The 20,440-nt window shown below is 36.1% G+C and carries 11 protein-coding genes; 7 read left to right on the top strand and 4 right to left on the bottom strand.

The window, feature by feature from the left end; all coding sequences use genetic code 11:
- Positions 1-79: 79 nt before the first annotated feature.
- Both G7051_RS00480 and G7051_RS00475 read right to left on the bottom strand, forming a co-directional pair.
- Entirely contained in the window at positions 80-5,707 is a 5,628-nt protein-coding gene (locus tag G7051_RS00480; RefSeq protein WP_166197663.1) for a hypothetical protein, read from the bottom strand.
- Entirely contained in the window at positions 5,704-6,840 is a 1,137-nt protein-coding gene (locus G7051_RS00475) for a T9SS type A sorting domain-containing protein (protein WP_166197661.1), read from the bottom strand. The genes G7051_RS00480 and G7051_RS00475 overlap by 4 nt, the downstream gene beginning before the upstream one ends.
- Before the next feature lie 539 nt (positions 6,841-7,379).
- Here G7051_RS00475 and G7051_RS00470 point away from each other — a divergent pair.
- The 5 genes from G7051_RS00470 (at position 7,380) to G7051_RS00450 (ending at position 16,370) form a co-directional block, all read left to right on the top strand.
- The gene (locus G7051_RS00470) at positions 7,380-7,697 is read left to right on the top strand and encodes a hypothetical protein (protein ID WP_166197659.1); all 318 of its coding nucleotides are present in this window, start codon (positions 7,380-7,382) and stop codon (positions 7,695-7,697) included.
- A 247-nt stretch (positions 7,698-7,944) separates the two neighbouring features.
- Positions 7,945-8,091, top strand: a complete 147-nt coding sequence (locus G7051_RS00465) for a hypothetical protein (protein WP_166197657.1) — start codon at positions 7,945-7,947, stop codon at positions 8,089-8,091.
- A gap of 131 nt (positions 8,092-8,222) precedes the next feature.
- Positions 8,223-8,552: a hypothetical protein gene (locus tag G7051_RS00460; protein ID WP_166197655.1), complete on the top strand. Its 330-nt coding sequence runs from the start codon at positions 8,223-8,225 to the stop codon at positions 8,550-8,552.
- 642 nt (positions 8,553-9,194) lie between these two features.
- Positions 9,195-10,262 carry a site-specific integrase gene (locus G7051_RS00455; RefSeq protein ID WP_166197654.1) on the top strand — a complete coding sequence of 356 codons (1,068 nt, stop codon included), beginning with the start codon at positions 9,195-9,197 and terminating at the stop codon, positions 10,260-10,262.
- Positions 10,263-10,499: 237 nt separating this feature from the next.
- Complete coding sequence (locus G7051_RS00450; protein ID WP_166197652.1) at positions 10,500-16,370, top strand: DUF3320 domain-containing protein; 5,871 nt, start codon at positions 10,500-10,502, stop codon at positions 16,368-16,370.
- A 248-nt stretch (positions 16,371-16,618) separates the two neighbouring features.
- Here G7051_RS00450 and G7051_RS00445 read toward each other — a convergent pair whose 3' ends face one another.
- Entirely contained in the window at positions 16,619-17,500 is an 882-nt protein-coding gene (locus G7051_RS00445) for a HEPN domain-containing protein (RefSeq protein WP_166197650.1), read from the bottom strand.
- Between the two features lie 275 nt (positions 17,501-17,775).
- Between G7051_RS00445 and G7051_RS00440 the strand changes: the two genes are divergently transcribed.
- Positions 17,776-18,168: a hypothetical protein gene (locus G7051_RS00440; RefSeq protein WP_166197648.1), complete on the top strand. Its 393-nt coding sequence runs from the start codon at positions 17,776-17,778 to the stop codon at positions 18,166-18,168.
- 271 nt (positions 18,169-18,439) lie between these two features.
- Here the strand turns inward: G7051_RS00440 and G7051_RS00435 are convergent, their stop codons facing one another.
- Complete coding sequence (locus tag G7051_RS00435; RefSeq protein ID WP_166197646.1) at positions 18,440-18,757, bottom strand: hypothetical protein; 318 nt, start codon at positions 18,755-18,757, stop codon at positions 18,440-18,442.
- Between the two features lie 538 nt (positions 18,758-19,295).
- Here G7051_RS00435 and G7051_RS00430 point away from each other — a divergent pair.
- Entirely contained in the window at positions 19,296-20,432 is a 1,137-nt protein-coding gene (locus G7051_RS00430) for a T9SS type A sorting domain-containing protein (RefSeq protein WP_166197644.1), read from the top strand.
- The last annotated feature ends 8 nt before the right edge of the window (positions 20,433-20,440 follow it).

The raw sequence follows: 20,440 nt of genomic DNA, 5'->3' as shown, positions 1-20,440 counted from the left end.
ATTGTTTTTGAGAATTATAGGATACTGACAGTTGTTTCTATCAGTATCCTATAATCTATTTGTTTTTTTCCTGAAGTAATCAAGAAGTCTTTGTTATTTTACTGATAATCATAGCCGCTTCGGCTTGTATTTCCGACCACTTCTTAACTACTTTCATAGCCTTTCTGTTAGCATAACGAAGGGCTACTCCGCGTTCCAGACCTTTAGGAAGTTCGGGAAGTGTGGATACCTGATCGTATGGTAACATCAGTACCTGATCGTTAGCTGCATCGATGTACATCTTATATCCGAGCTCCTGGTCTGTCAAGGGTCTTCGATGACGTGCCTGGGTAAAGTGATAGCTATATGGATTACTAATGAGTCCGCTTTTGCCTGAAAGGTCTCGGTCTGACAGGGTTTCTATGGCTGCCCATGTGCTAGTCTGAAGGCTGGTAACCTGACCAAAGCCGTAAATGGCTCCTGCCTGATTGGATTCTCTCATACCCAGTGGGGTAAGGGTTAGTCCCGATATATTCTTATTCTTAAAGAGTCCTTGTGTCCATCCGAAATTGAAATCGGCAGAAGAGGCAAATAAGAAATCTTTAATGTCATTATACAGGTTATCGGTAGTACGCGGTGCCTGTCCATATAGCTGCCAGATGTCTTCTTTGGTAGGTAAGCTCCAGGTATGATCAAAGGTGTTTACTCCTGTGGGTACTCCCCAATAAATATTACGATACATCATGGCTACATCATAAAGAGTAGACCAGGTTCCGTATACTTGTTCGAATTCATCCAACGGAACACTTTTACCTCCGAGATAATCAGCTGAATATTTATCTACATTGGCTTGGGTGAAGTTCACCCAGTTCATATTGACACTACCATAAACTCCGTATTTAAGTCTGAGGTTCTCGGTTGTCCATTGGTATTCACTGGCTTCTATGGTTTTATAGGTCTTTGTTATAACATTGTTTATTTCGACTTTCTTGGTATCGTAGTTCCAGCCGGTTAGTCCATAGGAACCGTCTCCTTTGGCTCCGATATTGATTAGTACGGCACTTTCTTTGCCTTTGGTGTATGGGTCGGCTGTAATTTCGGGCTCGGGTTCTTTCTCACAGGGGAGTAAGGCGGGTGGTACGGGATAGTTAGTCGGAGCCAGTTTAGATTTAATTTCTATAGCTTCGGCTTGTATTTCCGACCATTTCTTCAATACTTTCATATGTTCTCTGTTGGCATAACGAAGGGCAATTCCTCTTTCCAAACCTTTAGCCAATTCGGGTAATGATGAAGCTTGATTGTAGGGTAACATCAGGATTTGGTCGCTTGCTGCATCAATGTACATTTTGTAACCGAGTTCCTGGTCTGTCATAGGTCTTCTGTGACGTGCCTGTGTCAGGTGATAGCTGTACCCGTTACTGATTATTCCACTTTTGCCGGATAGGTCTCTGTCGGATAGGGTTTCGATGTTTGCATCGGCAATGGTTTGCAAGCTGGCTACTTGTCCGAAACCGTAGATGGCTCCTCCCTGATTGGATTCTCTCATGCCCAGTGGGGTGAGTGTCAGCCCCGAGATATTCCTGCGGTTAAACATGTTTTGTGTCCAATTGTACTTATTGTCACAGGCGGATGCAAAGAGGAAGTCCTTGATGTCTTCGTATACGTTTCCGGATGTTCGTGGTGCTTGTCCGTATAGTTGCCAGATGTCTTCTTTGGTGGGTAAGCCCCAGGTATGGTCGAAGGTGCTTGGTCCTGTGGGTACTCCCCAGTAGATATTACGGTACATCATGGCTGTTGGATAGAGTGTAGTCCAGGTTCCGAAGATTTGTTCGAATTCTTCGAGGGGTATTTTCTGTCCGTTCAGGTATTCATTGGCGTATTTGTCTACGTCGGCTTGGGTGAGGTTAAGCCAGGTCATATTGACATTGCCATAGACTCCGTATTTGAGTCTGAGGTTTTCTGTTGTCCACTGGTATTCGCTGGCTTCTATGGTTTTGTAGGTTTTGGTGATGACATTGCTGACTTCGACTTTTTGGGTGTCGTAGTTCCAGCCGGTCAGCCCGTAGGAGCCTTCGCCTTTGGCGCCGATATTGATTAAAACGGAGCTGGCCTTGCCTTTTTTATAGGGATCGGGGGTGAGGGTTGGTTCGGGATTCGGATCGATGGGTTCTACCGGATCTGTGGGTTCGGGTTTCGGATCGACATATTCAGCCTCTCCGCTATGGTTGTAACCGGGTAGATTATATTCAAATCGTTTGATTATTCTGTCTTTACCATCTTCTACCAAATAGATGGTCTTGAGCCTTGCTTCCCAGTCATAATCATATTTTGTGACTTGCCCTAGGGGATTAGTGGCCGTCTTCATGCCTATCAAAGGAGAATAGGTATACGTAGTTACCTGAGCTTTAGGAAGCTTCCATCGCAGACTATTAACTAAATCCATATTCGGTTCGGCTGCTGACGAAAGGGATTCAGGGGTTTCTCCTAATAAAACTGCTTTTACATCCTCATAACTGGCATTTTGTATTTCTGCTATCGGATATTGGCCCCTATAGCCCCATAGATAAACAATTTGTACTGCCTGATCTTTTATCAAATAAATAGGATTGCCAAAATCATCATATTTCAAATACTCTTTTACTTTTTTGGAATCTAAATTTATTGTTGTTTTCAATAATTCAGCAGGATAAGAATAAATGGTGACTTGCTCCGATGCATTTGGTAAACCTTGATATAATCTTGCTATTACATCATTACCAACAGAACTGCTCTTGTAAATATTATCAATATAAGAACCTATAATACCCTCTATCTGTGAATAGGAAACATTCCTTATCTCAATGAAAGGATATTGACCGTTACTTCCCCATACATAGACTACCTCTTCATTAGTACTGGTCTGCACATGTACCGGTTTATTATTAGGGCCATATTTAAAACATTCTTTTATAGTTACAGAAGAGGGTGTACCATATAGAAAATTAGATAAAACAGAAGGATAAGAATACCTTTGTATCTGGACTCCTGTAATCTGGCCTTGCAACATTGAAATTTTGTTACTGATCTCTGCCTCAGAATATATATTTTGTGATAATTCAAGAAGGAAATCTTCGCCTATTATGCTTGTAACCTGTTCATAGGTTGCTTTTTTTATTTCAGCCAATGGATATATTCCTTTGTATGACCATAAATATACAACGTCAGTATTATCTACGGTTTTAATATGTAGAGGTTTTCCTGATTTATCGTACTTTAAGAACCTATCAATATTAGTATAGGTGGGTGAGGTTTCTCTGTTTTCCGTAATTGCGGCAGGAAGGAAGAATCCATTAAATTTGTCATAGGGAACCTTTGTATATTTAACTATTTTACCATTTTTCTCTATTTTCTCCCCCATTAACGGATAGATATTCTTATCGGTCATCTCTTTGATTAAATCATTCTCGGTTCCGAGCGGATATTCATAACTGACCTTTACGTCTCCATCTAATATGGAATTGTAGTTTATACTAGTTAATTTGTTAAAATTCAGCTCGGTTCTATACCCCATTTCTTTATCAACTATAACTGAATCACCATTTAAATAGGTAATCTCTCTTTCTTTGAAGGGGTTTTGAGTATATGAATATACAGGCATCCACCAATAGGTATAATAAGTACTTCTGATGGATGGGTATGTCTCTGCTCTGGTGGAGTATGGATAACTTGTTGGCTTTATATGAAAATTATATAAAGCCACATAAGATCGTTCTAATATAGAATAATCAAATATTTGCTTGTATTTTAGTTCATTATTATTATCCCGAACTTCTTTTTTTACCAGGTTTCCCCGAAAAGCACTGTTATCGGTAAAGTAAAAAGGGGATTTGAAATTAGTACTATAAGTGGCATCTTGCCTAAAGCTGAAATTATAGTATGTAGATCCTAATTTATTATCATTTGAATCGATACTATACTCATAGATATCCGGATAAGATACAAGTGAGCCATTGGGAGACAAACGAAGAATATTACTGTAAAGTGTATATGTTTTATATTTAATTTCCGTTCCCATCATCGTCCCCGTAGGAATTTCATATATATAATCTCCGGTTTCATATTCATGGGCATAATAGGGTGCATTCAGTTTACCATAGCCATAATCATAGGATTTTCCGGTAAGAAATTTATTATTGGCATCATAGTCTTTTTGGCTTCTTAGCCTGAGTCCTCCTATGTTTAGGATATGTTCCTGATCTTTTATAGTGTGATTCTCATACTCGTATTTTGTATAGCCACCTGTCGGGTAGTATACAGCATCCAACATACATGCCTGAGCCTTGGACAAATTTACTTCTCTCGACACATCCGTATTCCCCATATGTTTATTTTCAATTGCATTTGTGTTCGGGTTCTGGATGTTAATATTTTCGATATAGGGAAGCAGATCTTCATTACTGTCTCTGCCATTATAATATCCCTGCCAATCTTTAGCAAAGCTATATCGGATCGGTAAAATCTCACTTTTATACTTAAATATATATGCTTGACCGCCTATATTTAAAGAAGACAATTTAAGTCTGTATTTACCGGCTTCTTTGGTAAAGGCATTACTTCCTTTAGTAGAAGTAAAATACTCTTGTTTGAAATCTATTTTTTTTACTTCTGTAGCATTAGAATCATATACCTTTATTGCAGTTAACCGTAATCCATCCGGATTGTCTTTTCTGTCACTTTCTGATTCAAAAACAATTTTTCCATTTGGAAATTCGATTTCAGAAAGATAGATTTGATTGATTATAGATGTAGTGGTTAAGACAGAACTATTCTGTATACGGTATTGATAGTCTAAGAAACCACCACCTATCTGAAGTATATTGTAATTTGGGAAATAGCCGATTGTTACTCCTTTGGTGTAGTCTAGAATAGTTAAAGAACCTGCTTTTTTATATTTAAAAGTAATTGTTGTATTGGTCGGAGATACGATAGATGTCAGATACCAAGCTGAATTAACAGAGCCATTATACAAATCAGAGGAAATACCTGAAGTGCCACCATAATCCTCGGAAGTCAGAATGGACTTTTCAATTTCAGTAAAATAATATTTATATCCATTGCTCATTGTTATTTCAAAACCATCTGATATTTTAGCTATTTTCATGCCTCCATTTCCACCGAAAATATATTCAAATCCTATTCCAGATTTAACAGCAAACTTTCCGCTGTACCCAAAGAAATTATAATGATAATCATCTAATTGAGTATCTGTTTTTCGATCATAGGATTTAGCAAAGCAGACTTCTTTGATAAAACTATAAGTAGCGGTATTCGTAAAATCAATGGAGCTATTAAAACCGGGTATTTTTTGTTCAAATTTTTCATCCGGCATATCATTTACTTTCCTGGTGATACATCCTCCGGCATTTAAGGACCAGCCTAAACCTACCCAAGAAGATATTTCGTCCACTTTTATCCCCGATGCATTATATAAAAGGCTAATTGGGAAAGACTGATTCTTTAATTTAATTTCATATAGAGGGATTGAAATATTGGGAGTTCCTGTAAAAAGACTCATAGGGGTATTCCCATATTTGCCTAAGCTTGAAGCCTCAGGGGAGGGTTGCAGCTCTTTGGGTATACTATTATAGATAATTTCATCTATTTGAGCGCATACTTCTGTATTAAAGCTACACCACAATAAAATTATGACTAGCAGGTATTTATTCTTCACGAGATCTATCTTTTTCATTTTTTAATAATTTTGTCAGAAACCGATTTACCGGTTGTTTCTATATGGAGTATATAGGTTTCTTTGGAAAGCGTACTGCAATCCAGATACTCGGTATGTAAGCCTTTATATTTTTTGCCGACAGCAATATTCTTAAGTAGCTTTCCATCCATAGCATACAGACTTATATTAACTGTGGTCACATTTTCTAAGTAATATTCAATTGTCAATTGTGATTCTACCGGGTTGGGGTAAAAATTATAAGACAACTTTCCTGTTATTTCGTTATTAGATGACTTTGTTTCTTCTTTTAGTGGATGTTTCAGATTCCATAAACTATCCAATACGGCTAAATTTTCTTTATCATCATCCAAGTACAAATGTTCCTGCGGGGGAAAGAAAAAAGCTGTTTTGAACGCTTTTGTTTGCAGGGAATCTTCATTATTATATGTTTTGATGGATTCAAAAATGGGATACCTGTATCCTTTGGCATACCACTTATAGGTTTCTGAGGTAATATTAAAAGTTTGGGGTTTCTTGGTCTTTATGACTTCATGAATGACCTGTACGGTCTTTATGCGTATAATATGGTCTATGGTATCTCCTGAGGGGAGTATGATCATACCGTAGGCATCGGAGGTGATATTCATTGTTCCTGTGGAACCAAAGGGTATACGTTTAGAGTACAATCCTTCGGATTCATAGGTGGATGCATAGGATTGTCCGTAATCTGTCGGAAAAACAGATGCCGTCATCGGTGTAGTATAATGCAATAAGGTAGTCGGATTTTCATGTCCTAATACTTCCAACTTATTTGATGTCTGTTTGAAATAGTACATGGTGTTGTGCTCTATTCCAATAACTAAACTGGCTGGATCAATATCACGTTTCTTGATAATGTCTTTGCCCATTTTATAAATGGAGTCATTGAAGGGCTCCGGGCTTTTATAGGTTAGAGTGTATTGGTCATTGATGGATTTTAACTTACTAAAATCCCAAATGACGTTTTCGCCTTCCCTACCGGGGTCTTTGTAATCAACTTGCTGCTTGATGATTTCATCTCCCGGGCGAATGCCGTTGTAGCGGAGAGTAATTTGCCCAAAGAGCGAGCCGTGGACAAATAGCATCAGAATAATGCTAAAGATTAATTTCATATAAATATAATATTAATTAGTTGTTTGTTTATTTGTTCAAGAGTAAATTACCTGAACTTGTTTGTTTTTCATCTAGATATTAACACTGTAGGCTCATTATTAAATTAATATAAGTTAACAAAGGTATTTTTTTAAAAGATAAGGGAGTAACTTATTTTTCATTTAACTGCATTTATTTTAATTATTAGAAATAAAAAAGAAATAAGTGACTTTTTAGTCGGATAATAATGAAATAGGCTTCCTGATAGTCATTAAATTATAACCTGATCTTAATAAAAGGAGATTAAAAATCCTTTCGAATTGTTACTCTGTTTTGGGTATAGATAAAAAATGGTATTTTTGTTCGGCTTATTTACATCTAAAAAAAGCATCTGACATCTTTTGTATGGATGCAGATGTTTTTTATATGAATGATACTTACTTTATTCACGTACCGGACTAACGATTCTCCATAAATGAAAAACGCTACTCATGATTATATATTAAGTGCCGTCTTAACTGTTTGAATATGCTACTCAACGCCCTTTAAATTAGAAAAAATGAGAAACTATCAGCAAAAAAAGAAGGAGTTATCAAAGCAGGTATTTGAGATTCTGGAATCTAGAGGGTATCTGTTACTGGAAGAAGAAAGAAGATACATGCAAACGGGGGAATACCGGACAACCCTGGCTACCAATTTTAATACAATAACCCAGGCCAGAGAGGTTCTCAGGGCTTTTCCCAGAATGGGTAATATCAGTGTGAATTATGATGATTTTACAATCTTAAAGAATCGTGTTCTATTTACCGTTAAACCCAGACCGATAGATAAAAACATCGAAATACCGGATACTGAACCCGAAGCTCTTTTGGAATAATTAGAATGAAGAAGTATATACCGGGGATAAGCCAAGGGAAAGGGTGAATTTTGAATATAGATCATAGTCTATATTTGCTGAACCATTATTATCAGAATAAGATCCAGTGACCATATCAGTGCTAAAACGGCAAACATCGCTGCATTATATTGATTTTATGAGATTTGGATTCATAGATGAAATTTAAGTCAAGTTTTGTATATTTAGACTTGAAAAAGTCTGTTTAAACTAATAACTTACTGGACACATGGGAGATTTCCTTACATACACATTGCCGCAGCTAAAGAAGATAATCTTAAAAGATGCCATAGGCAAGACATGGCCGGTTATAGATTTGGATCTAAGCAGTGCAATTCTGGATAGAGTGAAATTTCTGAAATTTACAATCAAATAAAACCTCCGTATAGCAAACAAGTATTAGAATCCTTAAATGAATTTTTAGATCAGTTACCATTAAGTGAGTTCTTTATTGAATATGTAATTAATTTCAAATTTACTCCCCCCAGCATGGTCACAATGGATTTTATGGCACGATCTTGTTTATGTGATGCATTCAGAGATTTGTTTATCGCTCAATACAAAGAGAACACCAACAATCCAACTATGAGTATAGCAGATCAAGATGGTTCTCTGGGCATAGATCCCTTGGTCTCAAATTTAATGTATGACCAAATAAGCCTTAACCCATTATATTTAAACCTTGCCGAACATCATCAGGATCGGATTATGGATAAAGTAGTAAAAGCCCTGTCAGGCCCTACTATAGTTTATGACAAGTCAGATCCGGAAACTTTACTCATAATGGAACTTGTGAGTAATGCTTTCAAAACGCTAAAGAATTTATTCCGGGATTAATAAGGGAAGAAGAGGCATATTTATTACATGCTGATAGATAGGTTGTCCGTTTTTTAATCCCTATGTGGTAACTGGGCTTATATCTAGAACAAAATTCAACTTAATATTGAAAACTTTGATTATTATTCGTGGCCTATTCAAATACCTTGACTCATAAGAAACTATCATTCATAAAGAAACTCGTCCCCTCCAGCTCCACTTTTCAACAATTAAAAAGAGTTCAATTCCGTATAAATCAATGATTTATGCGGTTTTTCTTTTAGGTGTACAATCTAAAATAATCCGTTTAAATTCATATTTCAGGTGTACTATTCGGTGTACATTTTCATTTTGAAAAAATGACACCGAACACACCTTTATTTATTTAGTTATCAAATAATTATGAATTTTTAAGTTTCATAACGAATGGATTACTTTTGACTGATTTAGTGCTGATATTTGATGTACACCTCCAAATTTCAATGTTCTTTAGTCCAATTCAATCTTATTCTCTGTATCTCCTTTTTGTTGAGATGTGGCTTATAAATATCAGATTTTTTGATTGCTAAATACAAGTTTGTAGATTTAATAAAGTCAAATCTTTGATTTTTATTGAAATAAATCACAATAAACTATTTAGTATTAATTTAAACTGATTTACACATGAAAACAATGAGTGTAGCCTTTTTTACAAGAAAAGAACGTATTAACGAAGGCAATGAAGTTCCTATTTTTATGAGAATTACTATTGACGGAAAACGTGCTGAGTTTTCAATTAAAGAAAAGATAGAAGAAGAAAAATGGCTAAACGGAAGAGCTGTTGGAGCTTCTAACAAAAGTAAAAACCTAAATGATTTATTAGATTCTTATACAGCAAAGGCTAAGGAATATTACCGCTATTTGTATGATAGAAATGAATCTGTTACTGCTCTAAAAGTTTCGGATTTAATGAAAGGTAAAAACACAAGCGATAAGACTCTGTTGTGGCTTTGTGATAAATACATATCGAAAATATCAAATTTAATAGATAACGGATACGCTGATGCAACCCTTACACGCTATCAAACAACAAAAAGGCATATAGAAGCTTTTTTAAAGAAGAAATATAAGAAAAGTGATATTCTTATTACTGACCTGAATTATGAGTTTATCTCCGAATTTGAGACCTATTTTAAGCGGACTCGTGATTGTAATCACAATACCTCAATGAAGTATCTCAAAAATTTAAAGGCTATTGTTAATCTAGCTTTAAAGAATGATTGGCTGGATAAAGATCCTTTCAGAAACTTTGCCTGTAAAGTACAACCAGTAGAAAGAGACTTCTTGACAGAAGAGGAAATTCTCAAAATAAAAAGAAAGAAGATATCAATTGAGCGGTTAGATATAGTCAGGGATGCTTTTGTCTTAGCTTGCTATACGGGATTATCTTATATTGATATCAAAGGATTGACCAAAGGGCATATTATTAAAGGCGTGGATGGAGAGCAATGGATATATGCAAATCGAGAGAAGACAAACGTAATGTCAAAGATTCCTATTTTGCCTGAAGCTGAAAAGATTATTATAAAATATAGCTCAGGTCAGCATTATAAAGATACAGGATATGTTATCCCTGTTCCATCGAATCAGAAAGTAAATGCTTATTTGAAGGAAATTGCAGATATGGCAAAAATTAATAAGAATCTAACTTTTCACATTGCAAGACATAGAATTTCATATTTATCGCTATGAATGAGCAAGTTGCGATAAATATTTTATCCATAGGTAACGATTAAGAAACGAGCGAAGTTCTTCATTTCACTTTATTCAGCATAAAAATACAAAGAGCGACTTAATATTTCCAAATATACAAAACTAAGCTTGAACATGCACTACAGGTGTATAAAAAAATAAAAATTCATTATACATCGACTTTTTTGTCTATTTTTATAATATTGTACATTATTAGCTACACAACATAAAGTCAAGATGGAAGAAAAAGAGAATCCGGTAAAAGTAGAATTTATTTATCTGCCAGTTATAAATTATGCTCTGCAACAAAATAGAGTATCCCTGATCAGGCAATTTACAATAGAAAATACATCTGACGATATTCTCGAAAAAGTAAAGGTTGTAGTCTCTTTCGAACCAGATTTTGCGTTATCTTCGTCTCATATTATAGAAGTAATACCCGTAGGAGAAACTGTTCGGATCAATTCTTTAAAATTAAGCCTTTCTCCTAACTATTTTGCACAATTGACCGAAAGGTGTAGTGGGAATATAAAAATAGAAGTAAGGAGCAATGGCATTATTCTATTTAAGCAAATATATCCAATCGATATCCTGACATTTGATCAATGGGGCGGTGTCAGTATTCTACCGGAAATGTTATCTGCTTTCATTACTCCCAACCATCCAGCCTTAGGTCCTATTATTCAACGCACCTCCTTTATTTTAGGCCACTGGACAGGTGATCCCTCTTTAGATTCTTATCAAAGTTCGAACCTGGATCGTCCGTGGAAGCAGATGGCAGCTGTTTATGCGGCTATAAGTGAGTTGAATATTACCTATAGCACGGCTCCGGCCAGCTTTGAAGCCTATGGACAACGTGTACGTCTGTTAGATAATATCCTTTCTCAAAAGATGGGCAACTGTCTTGATATATCTTTACTATATGCGGCCTGCTTGGAAGAGATAGGATTACATCCTTTTATTATAATTACTCAGGGGCATGCATTTACCGGGGCATGGCTCGTTGCCGAAACATTTCCTGACAGTATCGTTGATGACGCTTCTTTGCTTAATAAAAGAATTGCGAACGGGATCAATGAAATAGCTTTGATAGAATCGACTTGTATATGTACAGGACATCAGGTCGATTTCAGTTCAGCCGTAAAAATCGCTAATAATAAACTGTCTCAAACCTCAGATTTTGTTCTTGCATTGGACGTCCAACGATCACGTTATGCCGGTATCAGACCTCTCCCCCAGAGAATACTCAATGGGGCTCATTGGGAAGTGAAAGAGAATACTCCTGCTACCACCGAATCAAATCAGGGGACACCTGAAAAGCTGAATCGTTATGATTTGTCAACGATTAACAAAGAAATTGAGGTAACCAAACAACTTTTGTGGGAACGTAAGCTATTGGATCTTAGCTTGCGGAACAATTTGTTGAATATCAGAATGACGAGGGCTACCCTTCAATTAATATCTGTAGATCTGGATAAATTTGAAGATGCACTGGCCGAAGGCGAAGAATTTCAGATAATATCAAGACCTACCGATTGGGATCATCCGTTGTATGATTCAAAAATACAAAATAAGCTCGAAGCTACCGATCCTGTCATTGCTTTAGTAAGATCCGAGTTGAAACAAAAAAGACTTCGTTCTTATCTAAGTGAGGTTGAATTAAACAAGGCTTTGTATCATCTCTATAAATCGTCTCGCCTATCCATTGAAGAAAATGGAGCAAATACTTTGTATCTGGCTTTGGGCTTATTAAAGTGGTTTGAAACTCCGAATAGTGTACAGCCGAGATATGCTCCTATATTACTGTTACCAGTCGAAATAATCAGAAAGTCGGTATCAAAAGGTTATATAATTCGTACACGGGAAGAAGACACAATGATGAATATCACTCTTCTTGAAATGCTTCGGCAAAATTTTGGGATATCCATTTCTAGCTTAGATTCTTTACCTACGGACCATAGTGGAGTAGATGTGAACCTTATATATACGATAATCCGAAACAGTATAAAAAACGAAAAACGATGGGATCTTGAGGAGCAAGCCGTTTTAGGTATATTTTCATTCAATAAATTTATTATGTGGAATGATATACATAACAATTCGGATAAGCTTACAAAAAATGAAATAGTATCAAGCCTGATCAGTGGCAAGATCGAATGGAATATAGATACACAAATGACTGATGCCACCGTATTGGAGAAAACTTTGCAACCTTCCGAAATTGTACTACCCATTAGTGCTGACTCATCTCAACTGGAGGCTGTTTTTGAAGCGGTTAACGATAAAAGCTATATATTGCATGGCCCTCCCGGTACAGGGAAATCTCAGACCATAACAAATATCATAGCCAATGCCCTTTACAAGGGAAAACGCGTCTTATTTGTCGCTGAAAAGATGGCTGCACTATCTGTTGTTCAAAGTCGTTTGGAAGCTATCGGACTAGCACCTTTCTGTTTGGAACTGCATTCGAATAAGAGTAAGAAATCGGCGGTATTGGCTCAATTGAAAAACACTTCAGAAATCGTAAGATTGAATTCGCCCGAGAATTTCAAGAATGAGGCTGATCGCTTATTTCAACTTCGGACAGAATTGAATACATATGTCAATACCTTACATAAGAAGTCATCTTTCGGATTATCATTATATGATTCGATTGTACGTTATCTGTCTATAGAAAATGGCTCTGAATTTAAGTTTTCGATCTCAGCGTTGAATGGTCTGTCCGGAAGCAAAATTCAAGAATGGCAGGATGCTATAGAAATATTGGTAAATGTTGCAAATACTTGTGGACATCCTTATCAGCATCCATTGGATGGCATAAAAATATCTAATTATTCGGCTCAAAAGAAAGAAGAAATAGAAAATATATTAAAAAATCATCTTTCTGTATTAGCAAACTTTAATGCTGATATGAATGTCATATATCAGCTATTCGGTATAAAAGAAAAGCACGGAGATAAAGCACGGATAAAGTCTTTACTGTCGATACTTAATAAGGTGTTGATTATCCCTGAGCTAACACCCGGATTATTGACTCGTCCACGCTTATCGGAGGTTTTGGAAGAATATCGGGAAATCATTACTCACGAAAGAAAACGTAACAAAATCATAGATGACATACGATCTAAGTACATGGATGATGTTCTTTCTCTGAATGCTAAACAGCTTCTGATGGAATGGAATCAGAGTTCTGATAAATGGCTGGTAAGTAAACATCTCGATCAGAAACGTATAAAGAAACAACTGAAGGTATATTCTTTGGACAATAGCATAGAGGACGAAGAAGTCCGAAATTTATTAACACAATTAATTTCGTACAGAGAAGAATGTGAATATATCGGACGGCACAATTCAGATTTATTTCTCTTATTCGGGAAATTCGGAAAACCCAATTCGGAAGATTGGAATATGATAGAACAGATTTTAGAGGGCACTTCCGAACTGAATAAATTGATATTAGAATATACTCAAGATATAGGAGAGTCTTCTATCATTAAAGAATCTCTGGCAAAACAGCTTACCGAAGGGATAGGCCCATTCAAAAATATGCATGGCAATGCGGTTACTTATTTAGAAAAATCGCTTGATCGATTATCTGTATCAGACGATATTTTATTATTGACTTTGGGTATTAATCGTGCCTTTTTATATGGAAATTCTCTTGAATGGTCTAATGAGGCAGAATCCCGGATCAACTTGTGGTTGGCTAATATGAATAAACTCAGAGATTGGTATCAATGGACAACTGTATGCGACAGATTGGAGAAACTGGGTATTGGATTTGTCGCAGAAGAATATAAATCAAAAAATTTGCCAACTGATACTTTTATCAACACATTCAATAAAAGTTTCTATCATGCTTGTATTGCTTGTATTTTGTCAGAGAATCCTAATATGGAGCTATTTAAAGGTCAATTGTTTAATGAAACGATTCAGAAATACAAGCGGATGATGACAGACTTCGAAGACTTGACTAAAAGGGAAGTGTATGCCCGTTTGGCTTCGAATATACCATTATTCACAAAGGAGGCGGCTCAGAATTCGGAAGTAGGTATTCTGCAAAAGAATATACGGAACAATGGGCGTGCTATGTCACTGCGGAGGTTATTCGATCAAATCCCGACATTGTTATCCCGGATGTGCCCGTGTATGTTGATGAGCCCGATTTCCGTTGCCCAATACATAGACCCGGAAGCCGAAAAGTTCGATCTAATTATATTTGATGAAGCATCACAGATGCCTACTTATGAGGCTATAGGCGCTATTGCCCGCGGAAAGAATGTAATAATTGTGGGAGACCCGAAACAAATGCCGCCGACCAGTTTCTTTGCAGCGAATACTATCGATGAAGATAACATTGAAATAGAAGACCTCGAAAGCATTCTGGATGATTGTCTGGCTTTGTCGATACCATCCAAACACTTATTATGGCATTACAGGAGTAAGCACGAAAGCCTGATTGCTTTTAGTAATTCGGAATATTACGACAATAAATTACTTACATTTCCGTCTCCTGATAATATTGATTCGAAAGTTAAATATGTTCCGGTCAAAGGATTTTACGACAAGGGGAAAACTCGTCAGAATAAGGCAGAAGCCCAAGCTGTAGTGAATGAAATCGAAAAACGCTTATCGCATCCGGGGTTAAGGAAAAGAAGTATAGGTGTTGTTACTTTTAGTTCTATGCAACAGATACTAATTGAGGAGTTATTGTCTGATTTATTCACATTCAGGCCTGATCTTGAAAACTATGCAATGGAATGCAAAGAACCCTTGTTCATAAAAAATCTGGAAAATGTACAGGGAGATGAACGTGATGTCATTCTGTTCTCCATAGGATATGGTCCTGATGCAAATGGCAATGTCAGTATGAATTTCGGACCATTGAACAGAGTCGGAGGAGAACGGAGATTGAATGTTGCAGTATCAAGGGCGAGGTATGAGATGATTATTTATTCGACTCTTCGATCAGATCAGATAGATCTCAACCGAACGTCTTCGGTTGGGGTAGGAGGACTTAAACGATTTCTTGAATATGCAGAAAAAGGTGAAAGGATTGTACTGGATTCTCAGACCAATACACACAAAAGTCTGACAACGATAGAAGATATTATAGCTTCAAAACTTCAAAACCAAGGATATATTATACATACCAATATCGGATGTTCCGGTTATAAGGTTAGTATTGGGATAGTTGATCCAACTAATCCTTTAAAGTATTTACTCGGTATTATTTGTGATGGCGAAAGTTATAAAGAAACCAAAACGACTCGTGACAGGGAGATTGTTCAGAATAGTGTTCTTCAACTTTTAGGCTGGCATATTTACCGGGTATGGACCATGGATTGGTGGGAAAACAGCGAAAGGCTTTTAGAGGAAATTATCAAGGCGATAAAGGATGCAGAATTGAAGAAGGAAGATAATTCCGTAATTTCAGATTTACCAGAACTACCTGTATTCGAAGAAATATATACGAATCCCATATCTGATATGCAACAGGAAGTACCTTTACAAAGTGCACCTGCAAGTATTGACCAAGTGCATATAACTTCTGTAAGCAGTAATAGCAGGGAATATTTATCAGCCATATTAAATCCAGTGAATCTATCTTCCGATTCTTTTTTGTTTGATGAAAATATTCCTTTGATAAAAAGCCAAATAAAAGAAGTTGTAGACTTTGAATCCCCTATAAGTAAATCATTACTTTGTAAAAGAATACTATCTGCATGGGGAATATCCCGTTTGGGACAAAGGCTGGATGCTCATTTCGAGCAGATATTTAAATCGTTGCCTTACTATAGAACAAATTGCGAAGATTTATCATTTTTCTGGTTTGATAGAGAACAATGTAATTCTTTCTCTACTTACAGACCCGATTCGAACAGAGATGCTGTTGATTTGCCATCCGAAGAAGTTGCCAATATGGTCAGGCATATTCTTGAGGAACAGATAAGTCTGCCGACTAAAGACTTGAGTAAAATAGCCGGACAAAACTTCGGCTTTGCCAGAAGTGGAACTAATGTTGAAGCCGCTATGTATAGAGGTATAAGAACGGCTGTAGACAAAGGGTATATAAAGGTGGAGAATGGAAAGGCTATTGTTGTTTAATGAGAAGTATTCTAGATAAAATGAATGTAACTATAAGTAACCAAAATAGAAGAGAGATATCAGATAAACATCTATTTTACGGCTAAAATTAATATAAAAGGGTTCTATTATATATTGGAGAAAAAGCCTAAATCCGAACTCATATTATCAATGGTTGTTTCTTTGTTTATTCTTTATTTTAATGCAGATATGATGGCCATGGTCTAAGGTTTATCTTTACCTTATCCCGTGTGAAATTTTGCCATCTTCTAAGATGTTTGTTGTCCATACTCCTTAATCTTCTTTTCACAGATTAACTTAGTAATATCCCTCAGTAACTCCACTTTAGGTAGCAGAGCATCAATATCCTCTTTTGTCACCAAGAACTTAGGATTATAGCGAGCCTCCACATAAGCATCCTTTAAAAGAGTAAATAGCCTCTTTTCCTCCGGCGTATTACGTGGAAACACCTTAGCTAATTCTTCTGAATGCCGTTTAACCGATGCTGAAAGTTTTGAGAGATTATGTTGTTTATTGCTCCTCAATGTAAAAGCTAAACGAATGGAATAGTAGTAATTTTCACAGGCTTGATGAAGAAAAAATGATCCTTTCCTGTAATCTAGATCTTTATATGCATATTGAGCATGTTTCAAAAATCCATTTGCATTATCAAACTTATCATTAAAATACTCTTGAGCCTGTTGTTGTATCTCCTTAAAATTAAGTTTACGTCTTCGTGCTAGTTTGTACTTTCCACTATCATACAAAACAATACCTTCCTGTTTTAGCTGCGTATAAAAATACCTTCCCTCCTCCAATTGTCTGTTCAATGTCTTAATATCATCATTAATAAACTGCACAGGCGTTTGCGATTCAGGGTCTTTATAATACAAATCATCAATATTATCCAGTAAGTTTCCCACCTTCTTATCCGAAATACCACTTGTTACCACCAATATATCATAATCCGACATAAACGAAGTGGGAATACCGAACTCCACACGCTCGTCATACACCACATACTTGCCTGTGGCATAACTACCGTATAAGATAATAAATTCAGTCTGAGGCAAACGCTTCGTAATCTCACGCACAAGAAAATACAAATCCTCCTGTTTACGTTTTGGCAGATGCAATATAGATTTCTTCATAAGAAAGAATTTTGATACGAACAAAAATAGTTAATAATCGGCAAAGAACCCTTTGCCTAAACCCTATAATTTTCAAAAGTATTCAAAAAGCACAAAAAGCAATATAATACTAAAAAATAACCCTTATATTTGTGATAATAAACTCCGTACTGTGATTTTATGTACCCGACACCCCATTATGGGTATATGAGCCAAAGCACACAGACGAGCAAGAAGCTAAAAAATGAATAATCACAACGGCTTGCTACCCATAGCAGGCTAAAAAGCGGACGTTTATGAATCAAAAAAACAATAATTTCAGACATCTGGTCGAACACGCCTGTTCAACCCTCAGTTTGGCATATTTAGCAGTCAAAGAGAAATACAAGGACTGCCCCCTGTGCCTTATCCAATACACAGAAAAAGGTAGCAGTTTAGATTATATGGAAGTCAGTTTCGATAACCAAAATGCCTCCCTGACCTTTATTATGAATAAAGAATATATATGTGTTTCCGCATCCATCCACTTTTACGATACGAAGGACGAAACCCTGTTTATCATTTTCTTACGGATATTTGCAAAATATTACACTTACAGGAAAAAATGCTGGATATTAAAAGACGGTTTCTATGTTAAGCTAAATGAAGATGAAGACTCAGGCACACACTTCTGTTTCTATAAACTGTAATTATTGATAAATAATATACCGAAAAACGAGCCGGACAATCTTATGTTCCAGCTCGTTTTTTATTTGTCGATCTAAAAGATATGAATGAAAGTTAGTAATGTTCCTGCTCCACTTTGTTAGTAAAAGGAGGTTCAAAAAAACTATAGGTTTCTTGAACTAATTATGAGTAAAATAAAAAACTTAATATACTGGATCATAAATACACTATGATCTATATTCAAAATCCACCCTTTGGCTTGGCTTATTCCCGGAACATACTTCTGCATTCGAATTATTCCGGAGGAGCTTCGGGTTCAGTATCCGGTAGTTCGATGTTTTTATCTATCGGCCTGGGTTTAACCGTGAATAGAACACGATTCTTTAAAATTGTAAAATCATCATAATTCACACTGATATTACCCATTCTGGGAAAAGCCCTGAGAACCTCTCTGGCCTGGGTTATTGTATTGAAATTGGTAGCAAGGGTTGTCCGGTATTCCCCCGTTTGCATGTACCTTCTTTCCTCTTCCATCAACAGATAGCCGCTAGCTTCCAGAATCTCAAATACCTGCTTGGATAACTCCTTCTTTTTTTGCTGATAGTTTCTCATTTTCTCTAATTTAAAGGGCGTTGAGTAGCATATTCAAACTGTTAAGACGGCACTTAACATCTAATCATAAGTAGCGTTTTCATTTATGGAGAATCGTTAGTCCGGTACGTGAATAAGGTAAGTATCATTCATATAAAAAACATCTGCATCCATACAAAAGATGTCAGATGCTTTTTTAAGATGTAAATAAGCCGAACAAAAATACCATTTTTTATCTATACCCAAAACAGAGTAAAAATTCGAAAGGATTTTTACTCTCCTTTTATTCAGATCAGGTTATAATTTAATGACTGGCAGAAAGCCTATTTCATTATTACCCTGCTTGAAAATCACATATTCCTTTTTTATTTCTAATAATTAAAATAAATTCAGTTAAATAAAAAATAAATCATTTCATTATCATTAATAAAAACACCTTTGTTAACTTATATTAATTGAATATTGAACCTACAGTGTTAAAAATTAGATAAAAAACAAACAAGCTCAGGTGATTTACCCTTGAACAAATAAACAAACAACTAATTAATATTATATTTATATGAAATTAATCATTAGCATTATTCTGATGCTATCTGCCCATGCTTTGGTATGCGGGCAAATTACTCTCCGTTACAACGGTATTCGCCCTGGAGATGAAATCATCAAGCAACAAGTTGATTACAAAGACCCCGGCAGAGAAGGCGAAAACGTGATCTGGGATTTTAGTAAACTAAAGTCTATCAATGATGGGTACAGGCTGGTTTACAAGAAGCCTTATTTGTTAAATGATTCTACCTATAAAATGGGCAAGGACCTTTTTAAAGTAAAAGAGGTAGACCCTTCTAGTTTAGTTCTGGCAATTGAACACAATACCATGTATTATTTCAAACAGAATGAAAATAAGCTGGAAATTTTAGGCCATGAGAATCCAACGACATTATTACATTATACAACACCGATGATTGCATCCGTTTATCCGACAGATTACGGGCAATCATACACTTCGCAGTATAAATCACAAGGCTTATACTCTAAACGTATTCCTTTTGAATCCCAAGGAAGCCTAAACATAACAGCAGATGCCTTCGGTATGATTATCCTGCCTTCAGGAGATACCCTAGAGCATATTATACGCACAAAAACCGTTCAAATTATACATGAAGTAGTAAAATCCAAGAAACCACAAAACTTCAATATTGTATCGGAAACTTATAAATGGTATGCCAAAGGATACCGCTATCCTGTTTTTGAATCAATTAAAACCTACCATCAGGAAGATTCCCTTCAAGCCAAAGCTTTTAAGACGTCTTTCTTTTTCCCTCCTGGGGAACATCTGTATCTGGATGACGATAAAGAGAACTTGGCTGTTCTGGATAGTTTATGGAATATAAAACATCCCCTTCAGCCAGAAACCGGATCATCCGATACAGAGATAGCCGGAAACTTCTCGTATAATTTTTATCCCAATCCGGTAGAATCTCAGTTGACTATTGAGTATTATCTGGAGAATGCTACAACAGTCACTATAAGCCTGTATGCTATGGATGGTAAACAGCTTAGGAATATAACTGTAGGAAAAAAAGATAAAGGTTTACATACCGAGTATATGGATTTCAGTACACTTGCTAAAGGGACTTATATTCTTAGAATTGAGGCTAACCATCAAGCGGTTTCGGATAAAATTATTAAAAAGTAAATACACAT

The sequence above is a fragment of the Dysgonomonas sp. HDW5B genome (assembly GCF_011299335.1).
Lineage (GTDB): Bacteria > Bacteroidota > Bacteroidia > Bacteroidales > Dysgonomonadaceae > Dysgonomonas_A.
Note: the sequence above shows the minus strand (reverse complement) of the source record. Positions and strands in the feature narration are given on the sequence as shown.